This window comes from Acidovorax sp. Root267 (assembly GCF_001429215.1).
Classification (GTDB): domain Bacteria; phylum Pseudomonadota; class Gammaproteobacteria; order Burkholderiales; family Burkholderiaceae_C; genus Acidovorax; species Acidovorax radicis.
Genome location: NZ_LMJC01000001.1, coordinates 420,470 through 446,103 on the forward strand (window position 1 = coordinate 420,470; position 25,634 = coordinate 446,103).

21 protein-coding genes are annotated in these 25,634 nt (G+C 66.0%); 10 read left to right on the forward strand and 11 right to left on the reverse strand.

Annotation, left to right across the window (positions count from 1 at the left end; all coding sequences use genetic code 11):
• Positions 1-9 precede the first annotated feature (9 nt).
• Both ASE39_RS01800 and ASE39_RS01805 read left to right on the forward strand, forming a co-directional pair.
• A complete protein-coding gene (locus tag ASE39_RS01800) occupies positions 10-1,302 on the forward strand; it encodes a histidine kinase (protein WP_010463603.1) in 1,293 nt (430 codons plus the stop codon).
• Entirely contained in the window at positions 1,283-2,041 is a 759-nt protein-coding gene (locus ASE39_RS01805) for a LytTR family DNA-binding domain-containing protein (RefSeq protein ID WP_010463601.1), read from the forward strand. The genes ASE39_RS01800 and ASE39_RS01805 overlap by 20 nt, the downstream gene beginning before the upstream one ends.
• Positions 2,042-2,113: 72 nt before the next feature.
• Here ASE39_RS01805 and ASE39_RS01810 read toward each other — a convergent pair whose 3' ends face one another.
• Together ASE39_RS01810 and ASE39_RS01815 are read right to left on the reverse strand one after the other, a co-directional pair.
• The gene (locus tag ASE39_RS01810; RefSeq protein WP_057270001.1) at positions 2,114-2,947 is read right to left on the reverse strand and encodes a ZIP family metal transporter; all 834 of its coding nucleotides are present in this window, start codon (positions 2,945-2,947) and stop codon (positions 2,114-2,116) included.
• A gap of 129 nt (positions 2,948-3,076) precedes the next feature.
• Entirely contained in the window at positions 3,077-3,973 is an 897-nt protein-coding gene (locus ASE39_RS01815; protein WP_010463598.1) for a dienelactone hydrolase family protein, read from the reverse strand.
• A 219-nt stretch (positions 3,974-4,192) separates the two neighbouring features.
• Here ASE39_RS01815 and ASE39_RS01820 point away from each other — a divergent pair, with 219 nt between their 5' ends.
• Complete coding sequence (locus tag ASE39_RS01820; RefSeq protein ID WP_010463596.1) at positions 4,193-6,559, forward strand: GGDEF domain-containing protein; 2,367 nt, start codon at positions 4,193-4,195, stop codon at positions 6,557-6,559.
• 107 nt (positions 6,560-6,666) lie between these two features.
• A complete protein-coding gene (locus ASE39_RS01825; protein WP_057270002.1) occupies positions 6,667-7,557 on the forward strand; it encodes an NAD-dependent epimerase/dehydratase family protein in 891 nt (296 codons plus the stop codon).
• A gap of 40 nt (positions 7,558-7,597) precedes the next feature.
• On the opposite strand, the gene ASE39_RS01830 is transcribed toward ASE39_RS01825, so the two are convergent.
• The 3 genes from ASE39_RS01830 to ASE39_RS01840 form a co-directional block, all read right to left on the reverse strand.
• Positions 7,598-8,551, reverse strand: a complete 954-nt coding sequence (locus ASE39_RS01830; RefSeq protein ID WP_242421343.1) for an amino acid ABC transporter substrate-binding protein — start codon at positions 8,549-8,551, stop codon at positions 7,598-7,600.
• Between the two features lie 102 nt (positions 8,552-8,653).
• Positions 8,654-9,430, reverse strand: a complete 777-nt coding sequence (locus ASE39_RS01835; RefSeq protein WP_057270004.1) for an amino acid racemase — start codon at positions 9,428-9,430, stop codon at positions 8,654-8,656.
• Between the two features lie 12 nt (positions 9,431-9,442).
• A complete protein-coding gene (locus tag ASE39_RS01840) occupies positions 9,443-10,333 on the reverse strand; it encodes an amino acid ABC transporter substrate-binding protein (protein ID WP_057270005.1) in 891 nt (296 codons plus the stop codon).
• 319 nt (positions 10,334-10,652) lie between these two features.
• On the opposite strand from ASE39_RS01840, the gene ASE39_RS01845 reads away from it, so the two are divergent.
• Positions 10,653-11,870, forward strand: coding sequence for a D-amino acid dehydrogenase (locus ASE39_RS01845; protein WP_057270006.1), 1,218 nt, complete (start codon positions 10,653-10,655; stop codon positions 11,868-11,870).
• Positions 11,871-11,919: 49 nt separating this feature from the next.
• On the opposite strand, the gene ASE39_RS01850 is transcribed toward ASE39_RS01845, so the two are convergent.
• From ASE39_RS01850 to polA, 5 genes are all read right to left on the reverse strand, one after another.
• On the reverse strand, positions 11,920-12,846 hold the full coding sequence (locus tag ASE39_RS01850; protein WP_057226658.1) for a LysR substrate-binding domain-containing protein: 927 nt from the start codon (positions 12,844-12,846) through the stop codon (positions 11,920-11,922).
• 115 nt (positions 12,847-12,961) lie between these two features.
• Positions 12,962-13,594 carry a glutathione S-transferase gene (locus ASE39_RS01855; RefSeq protein ID WP_057270301.1) on the reverse strand — a complete coding sequence of 211 codons (633 nt, stop codon included), beginning with the start codon at positions 13,592-13,594 and terminating at the stop codon, positions 12,962-12,964.
• Between the two features lie 20 nt (positions 13,595-13,614).
• On the reverse strand, positions 13,615-14,523 hold the full coding sequence (gene yghU / locus ASE39_RS01860) for a glutathione-dependent disulfide-bond oxidoreductase (RefSeq protein ID WP_057270007.1): 909 nt from the start codon (positions 14,521-14,523) through the stop codon (positions 13,615-13,617).
• Between the two features lie 315 nt (positions 14,524-14,838).
• On the reverse strand, positions 14,839-15,363 hold the full coding sequence (locus ASE39_RS25595) for a type II secretion system protein GspG (RefSeq protein ID WP_082615293.1): 525 nt from the start codon (positions 15,361-15,363) through the stop codon (positions 14,839-14,841).
• A 270-nt stretch (positions 15,364-15,633) separates the two neighbouring features.
• Complete coding sequence (gene polA, locus ASE39_RS01865; RefSeq protein WP_057270008.1) at positions 15,634-18,432, reverse strand: DNA polymerase I; 2,799 nt, start codon at positions 18,430-18,432, stop codon at positions 15,634-15,636.
• A gap of 53 nt (positions 18,433-18,485) precedes the next feature.
• Here polA and ASE39_RS01870 point away from each other — a divergent pair, with 53 nt between their 5' ends.
• The 4 genes from ASE39_RS01870 (at position 18,486) to ASE39_RS01885 (ending at position 21,732) form a co-directional block, all read left to right on the forward strand.
• Positions 18,486-18,845 carry a hypothetical protein gene (locus tag ASE39_RS01870; RefSeq protein WP_010463577.1) on the forward strand — a complete coding sequence of 120 codons (360 nt, stop codon included), beginning with the start codon at positions 18,486-18,488 and terminating at the stop codon, positions 18,843-18,845.
• 103 nt (positions 18,846-18,948) lie between these two features.
• Positions 18,949-19,899: a homoserine kinase gene (locus ASE39_RS01875; RefSeq protein WP_010463575.1), complete on the forward strand. Its 951-nt coding sequence runs from the start codon at positions 18,949-18,951 to the stop codon at positions 19,897-19,899.
• Between the two features lie 158 nt (positions 19,900-20,057).
• Entirely contained in the window at positions 20,058-20,909 is an 852-nt protein-coding gene (locus ASE39_RS01880) for a BPSS1780 family membrane protein (protein ID WP_057270009.1), read from the forward strand.
• A complete protein-coding gene (locus ASE39_RS01885; RefSeq protein ID WP_057270010.1) occupies positions 20,857-21,732 on the forward strand; it encodes a hypothetical protein in 876 nt (291 codons plus the stop codon). The genes ASE39_RS01880 and ASE39_RS01885 overlap by 53 nt, the downstream gene beginning before the upstream one ends.
• 150 nt (positions 21,733-21,882) lie before the next feature.
• Here the strand turns inward: ASE39_RS01885 and ASE39_RS01890 are convergent, their stop codons facing one another.
• A complete protein-coding gene (locus tag ASE39_RS01890; RefSeq protein WP_057270011.1) occupies positions 21,883-24,108 on the reverse strand; it encodes a PhoX family phosphatase in 2,226 nt (741 codons plus the stop codon).
• 313 nt (positions 24,109-24,421) lie between these two features.
• On the opposite strand from ASE39_RS01890, the gene ASE39_RS01895 reads away from it, so the two are divergent.
• Positions 24,422-25,633 carry an imelysin family protein gene (locus ASE39_RS01895; RefSeq protein ID WP_057270012.1) on the forward strand — a complete coding sequence of 404 codons (1,212 nt, stop codon included), beginning with the start codon at positions 24,422-24,424 and terminating at the stop codon, positions 25,631-25,633.
• Position 25,634: the final 1 nt, after the last annotated feature.

Genomic DNA, 25,634 nt, shown 5'->3' on the forward strand with positions numbered 1-25,634 from the left:
GGCGCCGCAATGCAAAACACGCAAATTTTATCGACCCAGCCACCGCTGCCGGATTCTGCCCTTCCAGAAGGGCCTGCGCGCAGCGTGCGGGCCGCCGCTGGCGCAGGGCCGGGCGGCCAGCCGCCGCGCGGTCGGGCGCTGGTGTTCGATGCCTGCCAGGTCGGCGTGGTGCTGCGGGCCGTGCTGTTCGTGGAGCTGGTGGTGGGTGTGGGCGCGATGTTCGGGGCAGGCAACCCCGTGGCATGGCTGGCCACCCTGGCGCTGCTGACAGGCGGCGCGCTGCCCGCCACGCTGCTGTGGCTGGTCACGGCCTGCAGCCTCAAGACCGTGCTGCAGCGCCTGACCACCGTGCAGCAATACGTGGCGGGTGTGCTGCTGGGCGCGCTGGCGGGGGCCTATGCCTGCGGCATGCTGGCGCTGGTGGCCCAACCCGCATCGCCGCCCTGGCTTGCCAGCGCCGCCACGGGCGCATTGCTGGCCGCCATGCTGGTGGCCGCGCTGGTGCTGCGCGCACGGGGCCGCACGCCCGCAGCCACCACGGCACGCCTGACCGAGCTGCAATCGCGCATCCGCCCCCACTTTTTGTTCAATACCCTCAACAGCGCCATTGCCCTGGTGCGTGAAGAACCGGCCAAGGCCGAATCGCTGCTGGAAGACCTCTCCGACCTGTTCCGCGTGGCCCTCATCGAGCAGGGCGAGTCGACCACACTGGCAGAAGAAATCACGCTCGCGCGCCGCTACCTGGGCATCGAAGAGGTGCGCTTTGGAAAACGCCTGCAGGTGCAGTGGAATCTGGACCCCCGCACCGACAGCGCCCGCCTGCCCCCGCTGCTGCTGCAGCCTCTGGTGGAGAACGCCGTCAAACATGGCGTGGAACCCAGCCCGCGCGGCGGCAAGCTGCGGGTGCTGACCGAGCTGCGCGGCAACCGTGTGGTGGTGCGCATCACCAACACGCTGCCCCCCAAGGAGGGCAAGAACGGCAACGGACATGGCGAAGACACGGCGCCCCGGGGCCACGGCATTGCGCTGGCCAACGTGCGGGCGCGGCTGGCGTTGCTGCACGACGTGCAGGGCGAATTCACCGCCGGCATGCAGGACGGCCTGTACCAGGTGCGCATCACCCTGCCCGCCCCCGAACCCCAGCCCCGCACCCGCGGTGGGCGCAGCACCTCACCGTCCACCCGCCGCAATGCCGGCAGCCGCAACGGCAGCCGCGTGGCGCCGTTCCAGCGCCGCATGGTGGACAACACCGACGACAACAACAACAGCCCCTTGAGAGACCATGAACATCCTGATCGTTGACGACGAAGCCCTGGCCCGCAGCCGCCTGCGCACCCTGCTGGCCGATTGCGCCCAGGCACAGCCTGCCCAGCGCATGACGGTGGCCGAGGCCGCCAATGCCGGCGAAACCATGGCCCTGCTCGGGCCCACGGGCGGGCGGGGTTTTGACCTGGTGCTGCTCGACATCCACATGCCCGGCCAGGACGGCCTGGCCCTGGCCCACACGCTGCAGACCCTGCCCCAGCCCCCGGCCGTGGTGTTTGTGACAGCCCACGCCGACCATGCCGTGAGCGCGTTCGAACTGGACGCCACCGACTACCTGACCAAGCCCGTGCGCCGCGAACGCCTGCAGCAGGCACTGGCCAAGGTGCAGCGCAGCACCCGCCCCCCCGCGCCCACCCAGGCCCCCAGCGTGCCCGAGGGCGAAACCCTGCTGATCCAGGACCGGGGCCGCACCGAGCGCCTGCCCCTGGCCGAGGTGCTGTACTTCAAGGCCGAGCAAAAGTACGTGACCGTGCGGACCGCCACGCGCAGCTACATCATGGACGGCTCGCTCAGCGAGATCGAGACCAAGTTCGCCCCCCGCTTCCTGCGCATCCACCGCAACGCGCTGGTAGCCCGCCGCGCCGTGCGCGCGCTGGAAAAACACTACGACCCCGAGGAAGGCGAAGGCTGGGCCGTGCGGCTGCAGGGATCGACCGAGCTGCTGGCGGTGTCGCGGCGGCAGGTGGCGGCCGTGCGGGAAGAACTGGCGCGCTAGATATCTGAGGTCTTTTTTGGCCTCCAGCGCTTATCCATCAAGCACTGGCAGCTATCGAACCGGTAGCACGCTTCAGTGCCCGTGCGCCGCCCCGCTCACCAGCGTCACGATGACCATGCCCGCAACCAGCCAGGCAATCTGTGCAATGGTTTCACGCGCCGTCAGGCGCTTTTGCAGCTGGGGGATCAGGTCGGCCAGCGCCACATAGACAAAGCTGCTGGACGCCACGGCCAGGAAGTAAGGCAGCAGGTCTTGCAGCTGCCCCACCAGGAAGTAGCCCACCACGCCGCCCAGCGCCGTGACCGCACCCGCCAGCGACACCTTGACCAGCGCCATGCGCCGGTTGGGGCTGGTCTGGCGCAGCACCACCAGGTCGCCCATGTGGTGCGGGACCTCGTGCGCCAGCACCGACACGGCAGCTATCACGCCCAGGCGGATGTCGGCCATGAAGGCCGAGGCGATCAGGATGCCGTCGCCAAAACAATGCACGCTGTCGCCGGTGAGCACGGCCCAGCCCCCTGCGCGGGGGGCATGGTGGTGGTGCGCGTGGCCCTGGCCTTCGTGGGAATGCGCATGGCCGTGGTCATGGTCTTGCCTGGCGGGTTCGGGGTGGCTGTGCTCATGCCCGTGGTGCCACAGCTCCGCCTTGTCGAGCAGGAAGAAAAACACCACGCCCACCAGCAAGGTGGCAAACAGGTCGTGCGCACCCGCCTGGCTCTCGAACGCCTCGGGCAGCAGGTGCATGAAGGCCGTGGCCAGCAGGGCGCCCGCCGCCAGGCTCAGCAGGTGCTGGGGCCCCACGCTGTCGGCACGCCCGCCCAGCCCCAGCCGCATCAGCAGTGCGGCCAGCCAGACGCTGCCAATGCCCGCAGCCAGCGTGGCCAGGATGATTGCTACCAAAGTCATAGCTTCTTACGCTTTATAGATAAGCCCTAGGGCCTATTTTCGTTCAAATCCCACGCCCCGGACGCGAGATTAAAAAAGCCGCCCCCCGAGGGGGGCGGCTGCAGGTGCCAGTGACTCCCTGTGTCTGGCCTAGACCACGCCGTGCGTCTTGAACCAGGCCAGCGCCCGCTTCCACCCGTCTTCGGCGGCTTCCTTGCGGTAGCTGGGCCGGTAGTCGGCATGGAAGGCATGGGGGGCGTCGGGGTACACCACAAATTCCGATGCCTTGGCCTGCGGCGAGCCACTGGCCAGGGCAGCTTTCATCTTATCAACCGTGTCAAGGGGGATGCCGGTGTCTTTTTCACCATACAGGCCCAGCACGGGGGCCTTGAGGATGGGGGCGATGTCCACAGGGTGCTTGGGCGTCAGCTCGCTGGCCTGCCCCACCAGTCGGCCATACCAGGCCACGCCCGCCTTCACTGGGCCATGCGCCGCATACAGCCAGGTGATGCGCCCGCCCCAGCAAAAGCCGGTGATGCCCATGCGCGCGGCATCGCCACCATTGGCGGCGGCCCACTGCACCGCGCCGTCCAGGTCGGCCATCACCTGGGCGTCGGGCACCTTGGAGACGACTTCAGCCATGAGCTTGGCAATGTCGGTGTATTGCGTGGCATCGCCCTGGCGCGCATACAACTGCGGCGCGATGGCCAGGTAACCCGCCTTGGCAAAGCGGCGGCAGGTGTCGGCAATGTATTCGTGCACGCCAAAGATCTCCTGGATCACCAGCACCACGGGCAGGCCGGTCTTGCCCGCAGGTGCTGCCCGGTAGGCGGGCACCTTGAAGCCATTGACCGTAAAGCTCACTTCGCCGGCGGTGAGGCCATCGCTGGGGGTGGCGATGGCCGTCTGCGCCATGATGGGCGCGGCCGCCGCTGCATAGCCCAGGCCCAACGCGGTCTGCAAGGCAGTGCGGCGGGTGGCGCCCGCGTCGGTCGTGCGGCCAGGCACCAGGGCGCGGGCATCGGAATCGAGGTCTTCAGTGAGCATCGGTTTCTCCAGGGTGAAAAGGACGGAACCGCAGTCTAGGGGTTTTGAGGGACTGCCGCATTTGCGGGTACCGCAAACCGGATGGCACTGCTAGACTTTCTGCGAACCTGTTCAAGGTCTGACCGATCCGCCCGAAGTTTGCACCTGCATGGTGCAAACTGGAGAGGCCGCTGCAGCCCCAAGAAAGACTTGCGACCGCCAACCTGGGACCCCACAACCATGCCGCCTGCCCCTCCGCGCGAAACCCCCCTGGCTCTGCAGGTGGTGGCCGTGTGTGGGGTGTGCGGTATGGGCGGGCTGGCCCTGCTGGCCTGGGCGCTGGCAAGCCATGTCCTTGAAGGGCCCGTGCGCGCTGCGCTGGTGGCCGCCGGGCTGGGGCTGGGGACCATCGCCTGCCTGCACTGGCGCCTTGCGCGGCGTGCACAGCGCTGGCAGGCGGCCGCCCACCAGGCCACCACACAGCTGTCCGCCACGCTCGATATCCTGCCCGATGGCCTGGCCATCTACGACGCAGACGATCGGCTGGTGCTGTGCAACACGCGCTACCGCGAGGTGGCCCCGGGCATCGCGATGGCCGTGGACTACGGAACGCGGTTTGAAGACGTGCTGCGCCGCGCCGCCGCCTCCGGCGAGATCCGCGATGCACAGCAGGATCTGGAGACCTGGCTGGCGGGCCGCATGCAACGCCACCGCTCTCCGTCCGGCCCCGAAGTGCAGGAGGTACGGGGCGACCGCTGGATGCAGCTGACCGAGCGCACGCTCGATGGCGGCGGTGTGGTGGTGCTGCGCACGGACATCACCGATGTCGTTCACAAGCAGCGTGCGCTGAAACAGGCGCTGGACGACGCCGAACGTGCAGAACGCCAGCTGCGCGAGGCGGTGGACGCGATGCCCGCCGGCCTCGACATCTATGACGAGAACGACCGGCTGGTGCTGTGCAACAACTTCATGGCGACCCTGCGCCCGCACCTGCCCGTGCAGACATCGCTGGGCAAGACCTATGAAGAACTGCTGCGCGAAGGCCTGAAGCACGGCATTCCCGAAGAGGCGCTCGGCCAGGAAGAGCTGTGGCTGGCCCACGAGCTGGCCATCCGGGGCCACCGGCCCGGGCCTGAGGTGCGCCACTACCCCAACGGCGCGTGGATGCATATGCACGAAAGCCGCACCCCATCGGGCATGACCGTGGTGGTGCGGCTGGACATCAGCGACCTCATTGAGCAACGCCAGAAAGTGGAGGCAGCCCGCCAGGAGAGCCAGCACATCCGGCAACTGCTGGAACGCGCCGTGGAGGCCCTGCCCGTCAGCATCGAAATCTTTGACGAGCAGGACCGGCTGGTGCTCTACAACCAGCAGCTCTCGCGCATGTACCCGCACATGAACTACGCGGAGCACCTGGGCAAGAGCTTTGCCGACATCCTGCGGCATTCGGTGGAGCGGGGCCTGGTCCCCTCTGCCAACGGCCGCGAGGAGGCCTGGATTGCTGAGCGCCTGTCGGAGCACGGCAGCCGCACCTCCACGCTGGTGCAGCGGCTGGCCGACGGGCGCTGGATCAACATCTACGAAACCCGCACCCCCGAGAACTACGTGGTGGCCGTGCGCCTGGACATCACCGACCTCATCGAGCAGCGCCAGGCACTGGAAGCGGCGCAGGATGCCGCCCAGCAGGCACGGCAACTGCTGCAGGATGCCGTGGAATCGCTGCCCGAGGGGTTTGCGCTGTTCGACGCCGACGACCGGCTGGTGGTTTGCAACGCGCAGTACCGGCGGCTGTATCCCATCTCGGCCCCCATGATCGTGCCGGGCAGCACCTTCGAGCAGATTGCCCGCTACGGCGCCGAGCGCGGCCAGTACCCTGATGCCGTTGGCAACGAAGAAGTCTGGGTGGCCCAGCGCATCGCCGACCACCGTGCTGCCATCCACGCCGTGCTGCAGCGCCTGCCGGAAGGCCGCTGGGTGCAGGCCGACGAAAGGCGCACGCCCCAGGGTGGCATTGCCGGTGTGCGCACCGACGTGACCCAGCTGGTGCGCAAGGAGCAGGAGCTGGCGGCGGCCAACGCCAAGCTGGCGCTGCTGTCCACCACCGACGGCGTCACCGGCATCGGCAACCGGCGCCGTTTTGACGACCGGCTGGCCACGGAATGGATGCGCTGTGGCAGGCACGGCCTGCCGCTGGCCGTGATCCTGATCGACATCGACCACTTCAAGCTCTACAACGACCACTATGGCCACCTGGCCGGAGACGAATGCCTGCGCCGCGTGGCCCAGCTCCTGCAAGCCACCATCCGGCGCGCGGATGAAGTGGCCGCGCGTTATGGCGGCGAGGAATTCGTTTTCCTGCTGCCCGACGTGCCCCTGCCCGAGGCTGTGACCGTGGCGCAGCGCTGCATGGACAACCTGCGGAACGCCGCCCTGGCGCACCCCCGCTCCCCCACGGCGCCCATCATCACGTTCAGCATGGGCATTGCGAGCGTGGTTCCACGCCCGGAGGCCGGGTCTGACACACTGGTGCAGGCAGCCGATGCAGCCCTGTACCGCGCCAAGTACGGTGGCCGCAACCGCTTTGAGGTGTTTGACCCCGGCCTCTGAACAGGCGCGGCGTTGCACGCTACAGCGAAGCCAGGAGTTTTTTTGCGCCGCTCCACGCCAAGGCCACAACCGCGCATGGCTCCCTCTTTGTTTCAAAGGCACTGTTGATGCACATCCTGCTGACAGGCTCTACCGGATTCATCGGCCACACCGTGGCTGCCGCGCTCACCCAAGCCGGGCATACGGTGCACGGCGGCGTGTCCCCCCGGCAGCGCACCGTGCTGCCGCTGCAGGTCCCCATGGACTTTGCCCGCGACACCACGGCCGAACCGTGGCTGCCACGCCTGGCGGGGATCGATGCGGTGGTCAATGCCGTGGGCGTGCTGCGCGACAGCAGCGCCCGCCCCATCGATGCGGTCCACCAGCACACGCCCGTGGCCCTGTTCAACGCCTGCGCCCAGGCGGGTGTGAAGCGGGTGGTGCATATCTCGGCGCTGGGCATCGAGGGCAGCGGCACACGCTATGCCAGCACCAAGCGCGCTGCCGATGTGCACCTGCAGGCGCTGGCCGCGCAGGGCGCACTGACCCCCGCCATCCTGCGGCCCAGTGTGGTGTTTGGCAAAGGCGGCGACAGCAGCGCCCTGTTCGTGAACCTGGCCCGCCTGCCCGTGGCGCTGTTCCCCGGGCCCATGCTCACGGCACGCGTGCAGCCCGTGTCGGTGCACGACCTGGCCACCGCCATCGTTGCCCTGCTGGGCCCGGCCATGGCCACCCAGGGCCTCATCGAGTGCCCCGGGCCGGAGGCGCTGACCATGGGTGATTTCGTCGCCAGCCTGCGGCAACAACAGGGCCACCGCCCCGCCCGTGTGCTGCGACTGCCCGATGTGCTCACGCAGCTCAGCGCCCGCATGGGCGATGCGGTACCGGGCATTCCGTGGTGCACCGAAACTCTGAGCATGCTGGGCAGCGACAACGTGGGCAACCCTGCGGTGTTCGAGCAGTTGCTGGGGCGCAAAGGTGTGCACTACAGCCAGCTGGTGGCTACGGCCTGGCGTTAAGCACAGGTCCTGAAAACCTACCCCTGAGGCACCACGGCGCCTACTGCGGCACGTAGTCGGACGGATATTTGAGCGAATCCACCAACAAGTGCGGCATACGCATGCCCAGGTTGATGCCCTGGGGCGGGATCGGCTGCGTGAACCACTTGTCGTACAGACGGTGCAGATCACGGGTCTGGATCAGGCGGCGCAACTCGGCATCCACCACGGCCTTGAGTTCGGCGTTGTTGCGCTCGAACGCCACGGCATAGGGCTCGATGGTCATGGGCTTGCCGATGACCTTCAGGTCCTGCGGCTTGGTGTGGCTGGCGCGCAGGCCGTACAGCAATACGTCGTCCATGGCGAAGCCCTCCACCTTGCCGCTCACCACCCAGCCAAAGCCCTCGGCGTGGTCCTTGGCGGGCTCGATGCGCACACGCACCGACTTGGTGGCCGCCTCGCGCGCCAGCGAATCGATGTTGGTGGTGCCCGCCGTGGACGCCAGCGTCTTGCCGTCCAGGTCTTCAATGCGGGAATAAGGCTTGTCGCTTTGCACCACGATGCGCGACGACGCAATGAAATGCGCAATGGTGAACGCCACGCGCTGGCGGCGCGCTGCCGTGTTGGTGGTGGAGCCACATTCCAGGTCCACCTCGCCTTTCTCAATGGCATCAAAACGGCTGCTGGACGTGACCAGCCGGTAGGCCACCTTGGTCTCGCGCAGCTTGAGGTGGCGCCCCAGCGCCTGCGCAATCAGCTGGCAGACATCCACGCTGTAGCCCATGGGTGTTCCGTTGGCCACATAGGACATCGGCATGGACGATTCGCGGTGGCCGATGACCACCACCCCGCTGGCCTGGATGCGTTGCAGCGTGGTGCCAGCGGACGGTGGCGACGCCGATGGTGCCGCCGACTGGGCCCACGCCCTGCCACACCCTGCCCCGCCAAACGCAAACACGAGCATTGCCGCCCCCACGCTCGCACCCAGCCTCTTGCCGACGGTCGTGAATGCCATGACTTTCACCTTCATTGAGGAAGTCGCCGCCCCAGGCAGGCTGGAGATCGTGGCGAGAAAAAGAAGCTGCCGACACCCCCTGGGCATCCAGCAGCGTCGGGCTCAGCAGACGGGGACGGTGTCCCGGTAGGCATGCCGGGCCAAGGCCGAGGCCAGCACCACCGAGGGGTTCACCAGCGAGAGCCCTTCCAGCCGAGGGTGTTCCGAAAGAGCCAGGGGGATCTCGGTGCAGCCCATGATCAGCGTGGACACGCCATAGCGCTCCTGCAGCGCAATCGACACGGCCTCAAAACGCTGGCGCGCCAGCGGATAGTTGCCCGCCTTCACGCCGTCGTAGATGCCTTGCATCAACTGCTCGCGTTCACCGTCCTCCGGCACGAAGCATTCGATGCGTGCGCGCTCCAGCTCACGCTGGTACAGGCCGGCGTCGTAGGCACCGCGCGTGGCCAGCAGCCCCACGCCCTGCACCTTGCGCGCCGACAGTTCGGCCACCACCTCCTGCACGCCGTGCAAAACCACCATCTGCGGGAACCGCTGCTGCAGGATGCCGTGCCACGCGTGGGCCGTGTTGCAGGCAATCGCCACCACCCGCGCACCCAGCGCCGCCAGCCGCCCGGTGGCCTGCAGCATCGGGTCCGCTGGCTGGTGCGCCCCGGGGCGCTTGTCATTCAGCGCCGCCGTGCGGTCTGGAATGGGCACCTGCGCCAGCCAGTGCTCGGGGTAAGCCTGGTCATGCACCGGAATGCCCAGCACCTCCATCTGGTCGGTGCAGGCCTGCACAAACAGGCGCACAAAGTCAGCCCCGGCGGCCGGGCCCATACCGCCCAGAATCCCCACCACCTGCGGGGCGTGCGTGTGGCTTGCAGACACAGAAGACATGCGTGCTCCGGCTTACTGTGCGGGCTTGTCGCTCTGCGCCACCAGGTTCTCGCGCAGCTCCTTGCTCATGGCAAGGCTCAGGTTCTGGTTGCGCGGTGGCACGGGCGACATGAACCACTTGGTGTAGAGCTTTTCGAATTCACCGGACTTCATCATCCCGCCGATCACACCGTTGACCAGCGCCTGAAACTGCGGGTCGTCCTTGCGCAGCATGCAGGCGTAGGGCTCGACCTGCAGCGAATCGCCCACTACCGTCCAATCGGCCGGGTTGCGCTGGTTGCCCATCAGGCCGAACAGCAGGATGTCGTCCATCGCAAACGCTTCAGCCCGTCCCGTATCCACCAGCAGCAAGGAGTCGTCATGGTCCTTGCCCAGCACGATGTCCATGTCGAGGTTGTTGTCGCGGTTGTACTTGCGGATCACCTGCGCATTGGTGGTGCCCGAGGTGCTGGCCACCTTCTTCTTGGCCAGGTCGGCGTAGTTCTTGACGCCCGATGCCTTCTTGGTCAGCAGGCGCGTGCCGGTGTAGAAGTAGTTGATGGCAAATTGCACATCCTTGCCCCGGGCCGTGTTGTTGGTGGTGGAGCCGCACTCCAGGTCGATGGTGCCGTTGGTCAACAACGGAATGCGGTTCTGCGAAGTCACCGCCTGCAGCTCCACCTTGAGGGCGGGGTTGTTGACACGCTTTTTCACGGCATCGACCACCGCATTGGAGATGTCCACCGCAAAGCCCACAGGGACACCGGGCCCGGACAGGTAGCTGAAGGGCACGGACGACTCGCGGTAGGCCAGCGTGATCTTGCCCGACTCGGCAACCTTCTTGAGGGTGTCGGCGCTGACCACGGTGCTGGCCAGCAGGCCGGTGGCCACGATCGCGGCGGTGGTGACGGCGGAGAGCTTCATGGGAATCCCTTTGTGCAAAAAGCAGATTGGTGGATGGAAAAATCAGAACGCAGGGCCACTGTAAAAATTCGCGCCGCGATTGAACAATTCATTTGCACGGGTACGTCATGACCAAAAGTTATGCCGCCGATTTGGTGCACGCCGCCGCACCATCCAAGTGCCATTTCTGCAACTACACGCTGTTGTTCCGCGCGGCTTGCCTCCCACCGGTGCACATGCATAACTTCCCGGCATGGGCGCCCCCGGCATTGGCATTGTTCAAAGGCCAGCCCTCACCCTACATTGACTTTCAGTCAACCAACAACGTAGAACACACAAGATGCAGGTATGTGTCCTCGGCGCAGGCATCGTGGGCCTGGCCACCGCCTATGAACTCCACCAGCGCGGCATGCAGGTGACCGTGATCGACCAGGCCCAGCCCGGTGCTGGCGCCAGCGGCGGCAATGGCGCGCAATTGAGCTACAGCTATGTGCAGCCCCTGGCCAATGCCGGCCTGTGGCAACAGTTGCCCGAACTGCTGCTGTCGCCCCGCTCGCCGCTCAAGATGCGCCCGCAGTGGGATGTGCACCAGTGGCGCTGGGGCCTCGAGTTTTTGCGGGCCTGCAACCGGCGTACGGCCGAGCGCAGCACCCAACACCTGCTGGCCCTGGCCGCACGCAGCCGCCACGGTTTTGAAGCCATGCTGCAGGCCGAGCAGCTTGACTGCAATTTCTCCAACACTGGCAAGCTCGTGCTGTACAGCACCCCCGCTGGCCTCGCCGCAGCGCAGCAGCAGATGGAACTGCAGCGCGGCTGGGGCAGCGAACAGGAGGCCGTGTCGCCCCAGCGCTGCGTGGCGATCGAACCCGCGCTGCAGCACTACCAGCGCCACATCGCAGGCGCCATCTACACCCCCAGCGAGTGCGCCGCCGATTGCCTGGCGGTCTGCCAGGGCCTGCAAAGGCTGCTGGCGGCACGCGGGGTGCGCTTTGTGCTGGGCACGCGCGTGGAGGGCTTTGTGCACCATGCGCGGCGCATTGCGGCGGTACAGACCAGCGCGGGGGCCATCGAGGCGCAGCAGTTCGTGCTGGCCCTGGGCAGCGCCAGCCACCAGGCAGCGAAGACGCTGGGCTTTCGCCTGCCCATCTACCCACTCAAGGGCTACAGCATCACGCTCGACACCACGGAGGCTCCCGGCGCAGCACCCCGCGTCAACGTGACCGATGCTGCGCGCAAGGTGGTCTTTGCACGCATCGGCCGGCGGCTGCGCGTGGCCGGCATGGCCGAGCTGGTGGGGCACAACGACCACATCCCCCCAGCACGCATCCAGAGCCTGTGCGAGTCCACCCGCGCGCTGTTTCCGGGCTGCAGCGACTTCAGTGAACTGCGCCCCTGGACCGGCATGCGCCCGGCCACGCCCACGGGCGTGCCGCTGGTGGGACGGCACCCCCACGCACCGGAGAACCTGCTGCTGAACACGGGCCACGGTGCGCTGGGTTTCACGCTGGCCTTTGGCACAGCGGCGCAGGTGGCCGCATTGGTAGCGCCCGCGGCCTGACACCGCGCGGGCGCTGGCGCGGGAGCGCAACAGCGTCCCGCACAAAGCGCTATTCGGCTTCCCGCAGACCCACGGACTCCAGCGTCTCGGCCACCGCCTGGCGCATGCACTGCGTCATGGCGCTGGCCAGCAGCGAGCTGGGCCGGTTCACGGTGCGCAATGACTTGATGGGCACGGCAATGTGGGGAGCCAGCGCCAGCACCTCCACCTTGCTGCGGTCGGCCGACGCGGCCGTGCAGGTGTCGACCACCGCCACCGCATGGCCGTGGTGCGCCAGGGCCAGCGCGGCGTGGTAGGTCTGCACCGTGATCGCAGTCTGCAAGCCCACCCCGGCCTCCCGGCAGGCATGGTTGACCACCGTACCGATGGGGTCGCGCACATCGAGCCGCACCACCGGCGTATCCGCCAGGTCGGCCAGGTGCACCACACCCGCAGCCACCAGTGCGGCATTGAGCATGCCCTTGGGCGCCACACACACCATGCGCCCATCGGCCAAGTGCTCCTGCGTGAGCGCGGGGTGAGCGATGGCGCTGAACACAAAACCCACATCCGCCTCCTGCAACACCAGGGCCGACACGATCTGCGGCGAATGCAGCGCATCGATGGTGACCTTCACGTCCGGGTGCTTCTGCCGAAAGAACCGCAGCGCACGCGGCAGCACTTCGTAGCTCAGCGCCAGCACGCTCAGGATGTGCAACTCGCCCTCGCGCTGGTCGCCCTTGAGGCTGTTGGCCAGGCGCTGCACATCGTCGAGCTGGGTGAACAGGCGCTCAATGTGGGGGTACAGGGTCTGTGCCTCGGTGGTGGGCACCAGCTTGCCTTTGAGCCGATGAAACAGCGGAAACCCAAGCTGCAGTTCCGCATGGGCCAGGATGCGGCTGACCGCCGGCTGGGTGACGTTGATGAGGCGGGCCGCCGCGCTCACGCTGCCGGTGAGCATGACGGCGTTGAAAACTTCTATGTGGCGAAGGCGCATGGGGCAACGATGCAAGGAACGCGCCGGGCGCGCAATCCTTGAATCTCCCCATTGCGGAGACGGGCTGCGGCAGGCCGGTCGGGCGGTTAGCTGGTGGCGGGAACGGTGCTCTCAGCTACAGCGACATCGACGGCCGCTGTGCCATGGCCGCGCGCCAGCGCAGCAGGTGCGGGTGCTGCTCGCCCGGCTTTTGCTTGACCACGCGCGCAAAGTCCACAGCCACCACGGCTGTGATGTCGGCCACGCTGAAGCGGTCGGTGGCGATGAATTCGCGACCTGCCAGGCGCTCGTTCAGCAGGGCAAAAAACTGCGCCACCCGCACCAGCCCGCGCTCGGCCAGGGCGGGGATCTGGGGGTAGTCCACCGCGCCCGGCAGCGCCCGATTGGCCATGGCGGGCGCACTGTTGCGCAGCGCCTCGGCAATGGCCAGAAGGCCTTCGAATTCCATGCGCCAGTTCCAGCTCGCAATCTCGGCCTTCTCAGCGGGCGTCTCGCCCAGCAGCGCCGGCTGCGGATACCGCGCTTCGACATACGCGGTGATCGCCGCGTTGTCGGCCAGCAGCAGGCCATCATCGGTACGCAGCGCGGGCACCGTGCACTGCGGGTTGATTTGCCGATAGGCATCGCCTAGCTGTTCGCCGCTGCGCAGGTCCACCTGCACGGTGTCGTGGGCAACGCCTTTTTCTGCCAGCAGGATGCGCGCGCGGCGTGGGCTGGGCGCGGTGGCGCAGTCGTACAAGGTGATCATGGTGGCGCCTTGCGAAACACTCATGGTGCGGGTGACGAAGAAGAAGCCAACGCGGCAGCTTCGATCTTGTCCTGCGTCTTGGACTCAAAGTCACTGGCCTCATGCCGCTCGCGCAACTGGCTGGCCGGGTCACCGTTGACGCGGTTCACCTTGCGCCCCCGCTGCACCGCCGGGCGCTTGGCAATCTGGTCGGCCCAGCGCACCACATGCGTGTATTCGTGCACCTGCAAAAACTCGCCGGAGTTGTAAGCCTGGCCCTTGACCAGCAAGCCATACCAGGGCCAGATGGCGATGTCCGCCACCGTGTACTCGCTGCCAGCCACAAACTCGCTGACGGCCAGGCGCTGGTTGAGCACATCGAGCTGGCGCTTGGCCTCCATTGCGTACCGATCAATCGCGTACTCGATCTTGACCGGGGCATAGGCATAGAAATGCCCAAACCCGCCACCCACAAACGGCGCACTGCCCATCTGCCAGAACAGCCACGACAGACACTCCGCCCGCGCCGCGCCCTCTTTGGGCAAGAAGGCGCTGCCGAACTTCTCGGCCAGATACATCAGGATGGCGCCGGACTCGAACACCCGCACCGGGTGGGCCGGGTCGGTGCGGTCCAGCAGCGCGGGGATCTTGGAATTGGGGTTCACAGACACGAAGCCGCTGCCAAACTGCTCGCCCTCATTTATGCGAATCAGCCAAGCGTCGTACTCCGCCCCGCTGTGGCCCAGCGCCAGCAGCTCTTCCAGCATGACAGTCACCTTCACGCCATTGGGCGTGCCCAGAGAGTACAGCTGCAGCGGGTGCCGCCCCACGGGCAGCTCTTTATCGTGCGTAGCCCCGGCAATGGGCCGGTTGATGCTGGCGAACTGGCCGCCGTTTTCCTTGTTCCATTGCCAGATGGCGGGCGGGGCGTAGGGGGTGAGATCGGACATGCGGGCTCCAGGCTAATAGATGGAAGCTAGCGGGGTCGCTAACGGTTGCCGAATGAGTCTAGCGATGCGATTGATTCGCCGCTGGGCTGGGGCGAATGTCCTGCGGGGAGGTTTGTCTTCGGGACTGGGATGGCAGGGCGCCATCCATTGCACATATCCAGTTCGGACACTTGGCTGGCTGCAATGCACCGGCTTTTGTTGCTCAACCTGGAAACCGCAAGAGCACAAGAGGTCTCTTTCGGCCAGGAGTTGCCATTGCCCAAAAACGGCAACGGACATTCAACGGAGTCGCAACCGACAACGACAGTTGAGCCGCTATATCTGCACACGTCCTGCAGCCCGCTTCTGAGTCCAACGAATTGAAATGAGGGCGAGTAAAGCGACTAGATATAGCAGGCTAGATGCAAAGCACAGCGCCAATACACCTTGCAGGAGTTCGACAGCGCCGTATGGACATCCAACGCTGTAGTCAATGCACGAATAGCGCTTATCGTGATCGGTTACATCGTCGCCAGCCCCGCGTTCATCAATCCCGTTGAGTCCAACTGAGTAAAGGTCAAAGTCATGAATTTTCGCGCGGTAAACGTATTCCCTGCCCCAAGGATCGGATGGAATCCCACGTAACAAATATCCCGCCGTATGCACCTGTTGGAGGGATGTTGGCAGCTTTCCATGATCTACCTTGAACAAGGAAACAGCTCCCCGTAGATCTTCCAACTGGAGGAATGCCCATTTGATTTTGGGGTGGCTCAATCCCGGCGGCGAAAAAATCAAGAGCACGATCAGCGCTACCAGAGAACTGAACGTACCAAACATCGACCAAAGAATACGGGGACGCATGGATGTCTACGTGAATTTGCTCCGCAGGACTTGCAAGATAGTTTGGACGATACAAGATCTTGCGCAGGACCCACGAACGATGGCCTTCAGCTTTGGTTGTCAGCGTCTCCTTTGGGACCGAACCTACCCGCTGCAGGCTCGCACGTCTCCCCCAGCGAGAACTACGGCGCAGGCAACTGCACCGAATTTGATAGCTGCCAGCGCTTAATAGACAAGCGCTAAAGGCCAAAAACATTCAAATTGATGACCTGTCAGCTTGCTCTCGCAGGCTCAGTGCGCCTTGTCCCAATTCGCCCCCACCCCCACCTCCGCCAGCAACGGCACCTTCAGCGCCGCCACATCCGCCATCAGGCGCGGGATGTGGGTCTTGAGCCAGTCCACCTCGCCCTCGGGCAGCTCGAATACCAGTTCATCGTGCACCTGCATGATCATCTGGATGCTGGGCTTGTGGGCATCCAGCTCCTTCTGCACCGCCACCATGGCCAGCTTGATCAAGTCAGCCGCCGTGCCCTGCATGGGCGCGTTGATGGCGGCGCGCTCGGCGCCTGCGCGGCGGGGGCCATTGGGGGAGTTGATTTCGGGCAGGTACAGGCGGCGGCCAAACACGGTTTCGACATAGCCCATGGACTTGGCTGAAGCCTTGGTGTCGTCCATGTACTGCTTCACGCCGGGGTAGCGCTGGAAGTACTTGTCGATGTAGGCGGCTGCGGCCTTGGTCTCGATGCCCAGGTTCTTGGCCAGGCCAAAGCTGCTCATGCCGTAGATGAGGCCGAAGTTGATGACCTTGGCGTAGCGGCGTTGCTCGCTAGTGACCTGATCCACCTCCACACCAAACACTTCGGCGGCGGTGGCGCGGTGCACGTCCAGCCCCGCGTGGAAGGCGTGCAGCAGCGAGTGGTCGCCGCTCAGGTGGGCCATGATGCGCAGCTCGATTTGGGAGTAGTCAGCACTCGCAATCACCCGGCCCGCGGGGGCCACGAAGGCTTCGCGCACGCGGCGGCCTTCGGGGGTGCGGATGGGGATGTTCTGCAGGTTGGGGTCGTTGCTGGACAGGCGCCCTGTGACGGCCACGGCCTGGGCGTAGTGTGTGTGCACGCGGCCTGTGCGTGGCAGGGCCAACTGGGCCAGCTTGTCGGTGTAGGTGCCTTTGAGCTTGACCAGGCCCCGGTGCTCCAGCAGCTTGGCGGGCAGGGGGTAGTCTTCGGCCAGTTTTTCGAGCACCTCTTCGTCGGTGCTGCGCGCGCCGGTGGCGGTTTTCTTGACCACGGGCATGCCCAGCTTGTCGAAGAAGATTTCGCCGAGCTGCTTGGGGCTGCTCAGGTTGAAGGGCTGGCCTGCGATCTCATACGCCTCGGTTTCAAGCTGCAAGATGCGCTGGCCCAGCTCGTGGCTCTGGTTGGCCAGTGTGGGCGCGTCGATGAGCACGCCGTTGCGTTCGATGCGGTACAGGGCCTCGCTGCTCTGCATCTCAAGCTCGTAGATGAAGCGCAGCTTGTCATCGGCCTGCAGCAGGGGCCACAGGGCGTTGTGCACGTCCAGGGTCTGGTCCGAGTCTTCGCACGAGTAGGCGGCGGCCTTGTCCACCGGCACTTGCGCAAACGGAATCTGGTGCGCGCCCTTGCCGCACAGGTCTTCATAGGTGATGCCTTTGCGGCCGGTGTGGCGCTCTGCCAGGCTGGTCAGGTTGTGGGGCTTGTGCACTTCGAGCACATAGCTTTGCAACATGGTGTCGTGCGTGTAGCCCTGCACCTCGATGCTGTGGTTGGCGAACACATGGCGGTCGTACTTGATGTGCTGGCCCAGCTTGTGGTGTTTGGCGTCTTCCAGCCAAGGCTTGAGGCGGGCGAGCACTTCATCCAACGGCAGTTGCGCGGGCGCATCGGGGCCTTCGTGGCGCAGGGGGATGTAGGCGGCCTCGCCGGGCTGCACGCTGAAAGATATGCCGACGATCTGCGCGCGCATTTCGTCGAGAGAGTCTGTTTCGGTGTCGATGGCCGCCAGCGGGGCCTTGTTCAGGCGCTCCAGCCACTGGTCGAAGTCCGCCCAGTTCAGGATGGTGTCGTACACCACGGTGCGGTGCTGGGCTTCTTCGGCCACGGTGCTGGCGGAGTGGTCGGCAAACAGATCGCCGCTCTGGCCGGGCATGGCGACGGTGGGAGCTGCGGTGGCGGAGGCCGCTGCACCCTTGATCGCGCTGGCCAGGCCTTTAAAGCCATATTTTTCGTAAAACGGCAGCAGGCCGGCGTTGTCTGGCGCGTCCAGCGTGATGTCGTCAAATGCGGGCAAACCGGGGATGTAGTCGGCCAGCGCGCAATCGGTCTTCATGGTGACCAGCTGACGGCTCAATGCCAGCTGACCGCTGGCAATCGCCTCGCGCAGGTTGTTGCCCGCCACGCCCTTGATGGCTTCGGCGTTGGCAATCAGGCTGTCGAGCGAGCCATATTCTTCCAGCCACTTGGCGGCGGTCTTGGGGCCCACCTTGGTCACGCCGGGCACGTTGTCCACGGTGTCGCCCACCAGGGCCTGGTAGTCCACCATCAGCGTGGGTGGCACGCCAAACTCTGCCGTCACGCCCGCCACGTCGCGGCGCTTGCCGCTCATGGTGTCGATGATGGTGATGTGCTCGTTGACCAGCTGGCTCAAATCCTTGTCGCCACTGGACACAATGACCTCAATGCCCTGTGCGGCTGCTGCGTTGGCCAAGGTGGCGATCACGTCATCGGCCTCCACGCCGGGCACGGCCACCACCTTCCAGCCCAGCAGGTCCACCACCTCGTGGATGGGCTCGATCTGGCTGCGCAGGTCATCTGGCATGGGCGAGCGCGTGGCCTTGTATTCGGTGTACAAGGCATCGCGGAAGGTGGGGCCCGAGGCGTCGAACACGCACACGGCATAGTCGGCCGTCACCTCTTTGCGCAGGGCCTGCATCATGTTGATCATGCCCCGGATGGCGCCCGTGGCGGCGCTGGTGGGGTCACCCGGCACGGCCCGCAGGTCGGGCATGGCGTGGAAGGCGCGGTAGAGGTAGCTGGAGCCGTCCACCAGCACCAGGGTCTTTTTGTTGCTCATGCGGCAATTGTGCACGGCCCTGCGCCACCCAGGCCGCGCTCTACAATCGCCCGATGCGCGCTCTTTACCTCCTTTTGCTGCTGGGCATTGCCTCCGGCTCCGCCCTGGCCCAGACTTCAAGCCAAAATGTGCCCCAGGGCACGGCAGACAAGCGCGAGGCGCTATCAGAACCAGAGCAAGCTGCAGGCCGCTCCAACCAGCGCACCGAGCGCATCCACATCGAAGACGCGGGCAGCCGCGTCGATGAACTGCGTGTGGGCGGCCAGACCCAGACCATTTCCGTGCAACCCAAGACCGGCAACCTGCCCAGCTACGAGGTGCAGTCGCCCGACGGCGCCCGCAGCCGCGCCGGCAGCAACAACGGCGCAGAAACCACCACCGCCCCCCGCGTCTGGAACGTGCTGAAGTTCTGAGGCCTCTGCGGCACCTTCCAGCGCAGCCGCGCTGGCACCCATGGAGCCGCTGTACGCCCTGCTTTTTGCTGCCAGTTTTTCTTCTTTTGTAACCCCCTGAGCGATGGCCGTCTTTACCGAAGTCTCCAACCACGAGGCGCGCGAATTGCTGCGCCGTTTGCAACTGGGTGAGCTGGTAGAGCTGCGCGGCATCGAGGGTGGCATCGAAAACACCAACTACTTTCTCACCAGCGACCAGGGCGAGTTCGTGCTGACGCTGTTCGAGCGCCTCACCGCCGCACAGCTGCCGTTCTACCTGTACCTGATGAAGCATCTGGCGCACGGCGGCGTGCCCGTGCCCGACCCGCGCGCCGACCAGAACGGCGACATCCTGCACGCTGTGTGTGGCAAGCCCGCCGCCGTGGTGAACAAGCTGCGCGGCAAAAGCCAGCTGGCGCCACAAGGCGCGCACTGCGCCGCCGTGGGCACCATGCTGGCCCGCATGCACTTGGCAGGGCGCGGGTTTGACCGGCACCAGCCCAACCTGCGCGGCCTGCCCTGGTGGAACGAAACCGTGCCCGTGGTGCTGCCCCACATTGACCCGGCCCAGGCCGCCTTGCTGCGGTCCGAGCTGGCCTATCAGAACCATGTGGCCGCCAGCGCCGCGTATGCCGCCCTGCCCCAGGGCCCCGTCCACGCGGACCTGTTCCGTGACAACGTGATGTTCGACGGCGAAGAACTCACGGGCTTCTTCGACTTCTACTTTGCGGGTGTGGACACCTGGCTTTTCGATCTGGCGGTGTGCCTGAACGACTGGTGCATCGACCTGGCGACGGGCCAACACGATGCCGGGCGCGCCACCCGCATGCTGGATGCCTACCAGGTGGTACGCCCACTCACCGCCGCCGAACGCGAACTGCTGCCCGCCATGCTGCGCGCGGGGGCCTTGCGGTTCTGGATCTCGCGCCTGTGGGATTTCTACTTGCCGCGCGAGGCCTCCATGCTCACGCCGCACGACCCTACTCACTTTGAGCGGGTCCTGCGCGCCCGCATTGCCTACCCCGTGCAAGCCTGACCACGGCGCCAGCGCCTTCGCGGCGCGTGGCGGATCCCTTGCGCAGCGGCCGGAATGGGCCGCTGGGGTAAATTCCAAGCTATTGCACTGCCACGGGTGGCCTCCCGGCTGCTGGCAGTGCCCGGGCGCAGGCCCCACTTTTTCTCTCCAGCACCTTCATGAAACTCCACATCGTCCCCGCCCGCACCGGCATGGCCTGGGTCAAGCTTGGCATCCGGACGTTCTGGCAGCAGCCCATGGCCCTGGCAGCGCTGTTTTTCATGACCATGGCGGTCATGTCGCTCACCACCTTGATTCCCCTGGTGGGCCCCGCCGTCGCACTGATGATGTTGCCGTCGGCCACCTTGGCCATGATGGTGGCAGCGGCGCAAGCCTCGCAGGGGCGCTTTCCCACACCGGCCGTGCTGCTGGTGGCGTTTCGCACCGGGCAGCAGCGGCTGCGCGACATGCTGGTGCTGGGCGCCTTGTATGCCGTGGGTTTCCTCGCGGTGATGGGGCTGTCGGCCTTGCTCGATGGCGGGCAATTTGCCAAGGTGTACCTGGGCGGCGCCCCGCTGACCAAGGAGGTGGCGGAAGACCCTGCCTTCCAGAGCGCCATGTGGCTCTCCATGGTGCTGTACCTGCCGCTGTCGCTGCTGTTCTGGCATGCCCCAGGGCTGGTGCACTGGCATGGTGTGCCGCCGGTCAAGGCCCTGTTCTTCAGCATCGTGGCCTGCGTGCGCAACTTCGGCGCTTTCTTGGTCTACGGCCTGGGCTGGCTGGGCGTGTTTCTGCTGGGAGGGCTGGTGGTGACGCTGGTCTCGGCGCTGCTTGCGGGGGCGGGGCTTGCAGGATCGGCGGCTGGCGGCATCATGGTGGGTGCCGCGTTGATGATGGCGGCGATGTTCTTCACGTCGGTGGTGTTCACCTTCCGTGACAGCTTCGAGCCCCCTTCGCCCCCTGCATCCGAGGCGCCCCATGACGCACCACCCGCACCACCATCCGACACCCCAGCTCCTGGGCCGAACTGAAGAGGAACTTCTCTGGCACCAGCGGCGCAGCCTGCTGCAGGCGGCTGCCGCTTGGATGGCCACCGGCGGATGGGCTACCGCCCAGGCGCAGTCTGGCAGCAACTTCGTTGAAGTGCGGGGGGATGTGCTGCGCAATGGCCAGCCGCTGACCGCCCGCCACAGCATTGCCGCCGGTGACCGCATCGAGACCGGCCCCGGCTCCACCGCCGTCTTCACCGTGGGCAACAGCGCTTTCATGCTCCGGCAGAACACGCGCATGGCGCTGGAGGGCGACACGCCCACCGCAGTCAAGATCCTGCGGGTGCTAACCGGCGCGGTGGCCAGCGTCTGGGGGCAAGGTACAGAAAGGCAAGTGATCCTGCCCACCGCCACGGCAGGCATCCGGGGCACAGGTGTGTATGCCGAGGTGTTCCCCGAGCTGGCCTACCGGGGCTATTTCTGCAATTGTTATGGAACAGTGGATCTGGCCGCTGGCAGCGAGAACATCGTCAGCCAGTCCGTTTACCACCAGTCGTTCTGGGCCGAACCTGCACCGCGCGATGGCCGCCTTCTGACGCCTGCGGGTGCCATCAACCACACCGACGAAGAGCTGGAGTTTCTGGCCAGCCTCATCGGCCAGCGCACGGCATGGCAGATTGCCGGGCGCAAGGGCACCAAGGATGGCAGCGGGCAAATGAGCTATCCCTCGGCGCCCGGTGGCAGTGCGCCGACCGCACCACCCGCACCTGCATCACCCGCTTTGCCCCCACCGACACCCGCGCCCTTGCCACCTGCACCAGTGTCCCGCGCCCGTCCGCCTTCGCCCTACGGCACAGACTACTGACACCCCACACAACACCAGGCAGGCCGCAAGCCAGAGGCGCAGCCAAAACGGCAGCCCAAAAAGAAAGGGCCAGCCCCCATGGCTGGCCCGCATGCAAAGGGAGTGAGGAGCGAACCTCTCACACAGCCCGCAGCCCCCGATGCAACCCGATCAGGTACCGATGTTGCCGCCGTCGTTCTTCGTGATCACGATGGTGGCCGAACGGGGGCGCTTGCCCGCGCCGTAGCCGGCATTGGCAGGCCACTGGCTCTGGTACTTGGCCGGGTCGGCCAGGTTGGCCATGCCGGTGGATTCACCCGGGTGCTGGATGTTCACGAAGATCGTCTTGCCGTCCGGCGTTTCGGTCAGGCCCGTGATCTCGCAACCCTTGGGACCCACCAGGAAGCGCTTGAGCGTGTCGGCCGTGGCAGCCTTGCCCACGGGCGAGACGATGTCGAACTTGGTGCCGTCCGCCTTGGTGTAGGTCAGCGTCTTCTTGCCGCCGTCGCCCACTTGGCCAGGCACCGCGGCCAGCATCATGCAGTTGCTGGCGTCGGTGTAGGCGCCGTCATCGGTCTGGATCCAGCAGATGCCCGTGGCCTTGCTGAAGGCCAGGCCGTCGGGGCTGGAGAAGTCCTGGTCGTCCGTCAGGGCCGAGATATTGATCAGCGTCTTGTCGGCACTGGCTTCGGCGCCGAACAGGTACACGTCCCAGGTGAAGGCGGAGATCGACGAGCCTTCCTTCAGGCGCACCATGTGGCCGTTGGGGTTGCCGTCCTGCTTGGTGGTGCCCTTCATGTCGGTGTAGGCACGTGGGTTGGCCGCATCGGGCAGGTACTGGCCGCTGCCGGGGTTGGCGCTGCGGGCACTGTTGTTGGTCAGTGTGAAGTACACCTCGCCATTGGCGGGGTTCACGGCGTTCCACTCGGGGCGGTCCATCTTCGTGGCACCCACGGCGTCAGCGGCCAGGCGGGTGTTGATGACGATGTCGGCCGCGTCGGTGAACTTGTATGTGGCATAGCCGCTGATGGCGGTGTTGGTGAGCGATAGCTCCACCCAGCTGCCGGTGCCGTCGGCGTTGAACTTGGCTGCGTACAGCTTGCCGCTGTCCAGGTACTTGTCGCCGATGGCCAGGCGGTCGTTGGCGTTGGCGTCGGCCGGGTTCCACGTGGCGGTGGACACGAACTTGTAGATGTACTCGCCGCGCGAATCGTCGCCCATGTAGATGGACAGCGGCTGGCCAGCCACCACCTTGCCGAACGCTGCGCTCTCGTGCGCGAAGCGGCCCAGGCCGGTGCGCTTCTTGGCCATGCGGGTCTTGTCGTAGGCATCGATCTCGACGATGTAGCCCATGCCGTTCATCTCGTTGCGGTAGTCGTCCGTGCCGTCCACCGAGGTGCCGGTCTTGCTGTTGTTCCAGCGCTGGTACTTGTCGTCCGCGCCGCCGCTTTCCCAGCCGTGGCGCGATGCGGCGCCCTGGTTGCGGCCATAGCGCTTGAGGGCCGTCACAGTCTTGTCGTTGCCGCGTGCGGCGTCGTCTGCGGCGCCGCGTGTGAAGTAGCCAAACCAGTTTTCTTCACCGGTCAGGAACGTGCCCCAGGGCGTCTTGCCCGTGCCGCAGTTGTTCAGCGTGCCGCGGGTGGTGGTGCCGGTGGGCGAGAACTTGGTGAACAGCTGCGCGCTGCCGCGGGCCGGGCCCGAGATCTCGATGGGGCTGAGCGACGTGAGGCGGAAGTTCAACGCAGAGTTCTGCGCGTAGGCCCACTTGCCGCCGGACTTGGCCACTTCGACCACGGCAATGCCGTGGATGGCCGTTTCCTTGTCGATTTCCGCTGCGGGGCGGGGCAAGGTGGTGGTGCCGCCGTTGGCGTGCAGGAAGTACGAAGACAGCTTCTCGTCGGTGGTGGCTTCGTGGTTGATGGCCAGCAGGCCACGCTCGGTGGCGTTGTCGCTGCGCTTGCCGTCGGTGCCCAGGCCAAACCACTCCATACCGTCATGGTGGTCGCCAGCGCGCTTGTCGAAGTCGCCGTCGGTGCCGTCGTTCTTGTACGCGGCCACGCCTGCGGCAATGGGGTCGCCCAGTGCAAAGATCACGCTGGCGGTGTAGCCCGCAGGCACGGCCACCACGTCGGCCAGGCTCTTGGGCACGGCGCCGAAGCCCAGCAGCTTGGGGCCGGCAGGTGGAGGCGTGACTGCAGGATCATCGCTGCCGCCGCAGGCCGATACGCCAAATCCGGCCAGCATGGCCGTGCCTACCGAGCCCACGCTGCCACGCAGCACGCCACGGCGCGACAGACGGGCGCCCAGCACCGAGTCGAACGTGGGGTTGGCGGAGGTGTTGGCGTTCTCGTTGTTGAAATCAATGGCCAGCTCTGGCGCATCCACACGGTGGGTCATGGGGGTTCCTCGGGTTGTTGGTTACAAAACCCATGGAGCGTAGAAACCACGGGTGACATCACCGTGAAGGTTTTGCGTCGGTTCGATGACAGGCGTTTCCAGCCAGTGGCCATGGATTTGGCAAATACGAATCACTACCATTTGTATAATTCCTCCTCAGTCCTGCCCACCCAGCCACTCGTCTGTGCCCACGCTTGCGCGCAGGCCCCGTCCAGCCAGTGCGGCCCCGCCACCCCCATTCATCCTGCGCGGCACCACCACCGGCCTTCGGCCGTGCGTGCGGCGGCCCGCGTGATCCTCTGGAGACCACTGCATGACATTTCCCCCCCTCAAGACGTCCCTCGTGGTGGCTGCCCTTTCCGTCTGCGCGTACAGCGCTGGCGTGGGCGCACAGATCGCCCCCACGGCAGCAGCCCCACAGGCCCAGACGCCGCAGGCCGTGACGAACCAGGCCGTGGCCGCACACTACGCACAGCTGGTGCACGCCTACTACGCCGACGCGCTTGCCAGCGCACAGGCACTGCGCGAGGCTGTGCAGGCCTTCACGGCCAAGCCTTCGGCCGACACGCTGGCCGACGCCCGCAAGAAGTGGCTGGCCGCGCGCGAGTTCTATGGCCAGACCGAAGCCTTCCGCTTCTATGGCGGCCCCATCGACAACGACAACGGGCCTGAGGGCCGCATCAACGCCTGGCCGATGGACGAATCGTTCGTCGACAGCGTGCAGGGCAAGCCCAACGCGGGCCTCGTGAACAACCGCAAGTTCGTCATCAACAAGAAAAACCTGTCGGCGCAAAACGAGCGCGGCGGCGAAGAAAACATCGCCACGGGCTGGCACGCCATCGAGTTCTTCCTGTGGGGCCAGGACCTGTCCGAGACCGGCCCGGGCGATCGCAACTTTGAAGACTTCGTGGACGGCAAGGCCCCCAACGCCGACCGCCGCCGCCAGTACCTGACCGTGGTGACCGACCTGCTCATCGACGACCTCACATCCCTCATCAAGGCCTGGGCGCCCGACGCCAAGGACAACTACCGCAGCAAATTCGTGCGCGGTGGCCAGGAATCCGTGCGCAAGATGCTGGTGGGCCTGGGCTCGCTCTCGCGCGGCGAGCTGGCCGGCGAACGCCTGGAAGTGGCCCTGAACAGCCAGGACCAGGAAGACGAGCACTCGTGCTTCTCGGACAACACCCACCGCGACGCGGTGACCAATGCCAAGGGCATCCAGAACGTGTGGCTGGGCGAGTACCAGCGCGCCGACGGCAGCGTGGTCAAGGGCGCATCGCTGCGCGACCTGGTGGCCGCCAAGGACGCGGCGCTGGCCGACAAGACCACGAAGCAGATCGCGGCCTCGGTGGCTGCCGCTGAGGGCATCCAGGCACCGTTCGACCGCGAGATCATCGGAGGCAAGGACGCGCCGGGCCGCCAGCGCATCCAAAAAGCCATCGACAGCCTCACGCAGCAAAGCAAGGACCTAGTGGCCGCAGCCAACGCGATCGGCATCACCAAACTCACGCTGGTGCAGCCCTGAA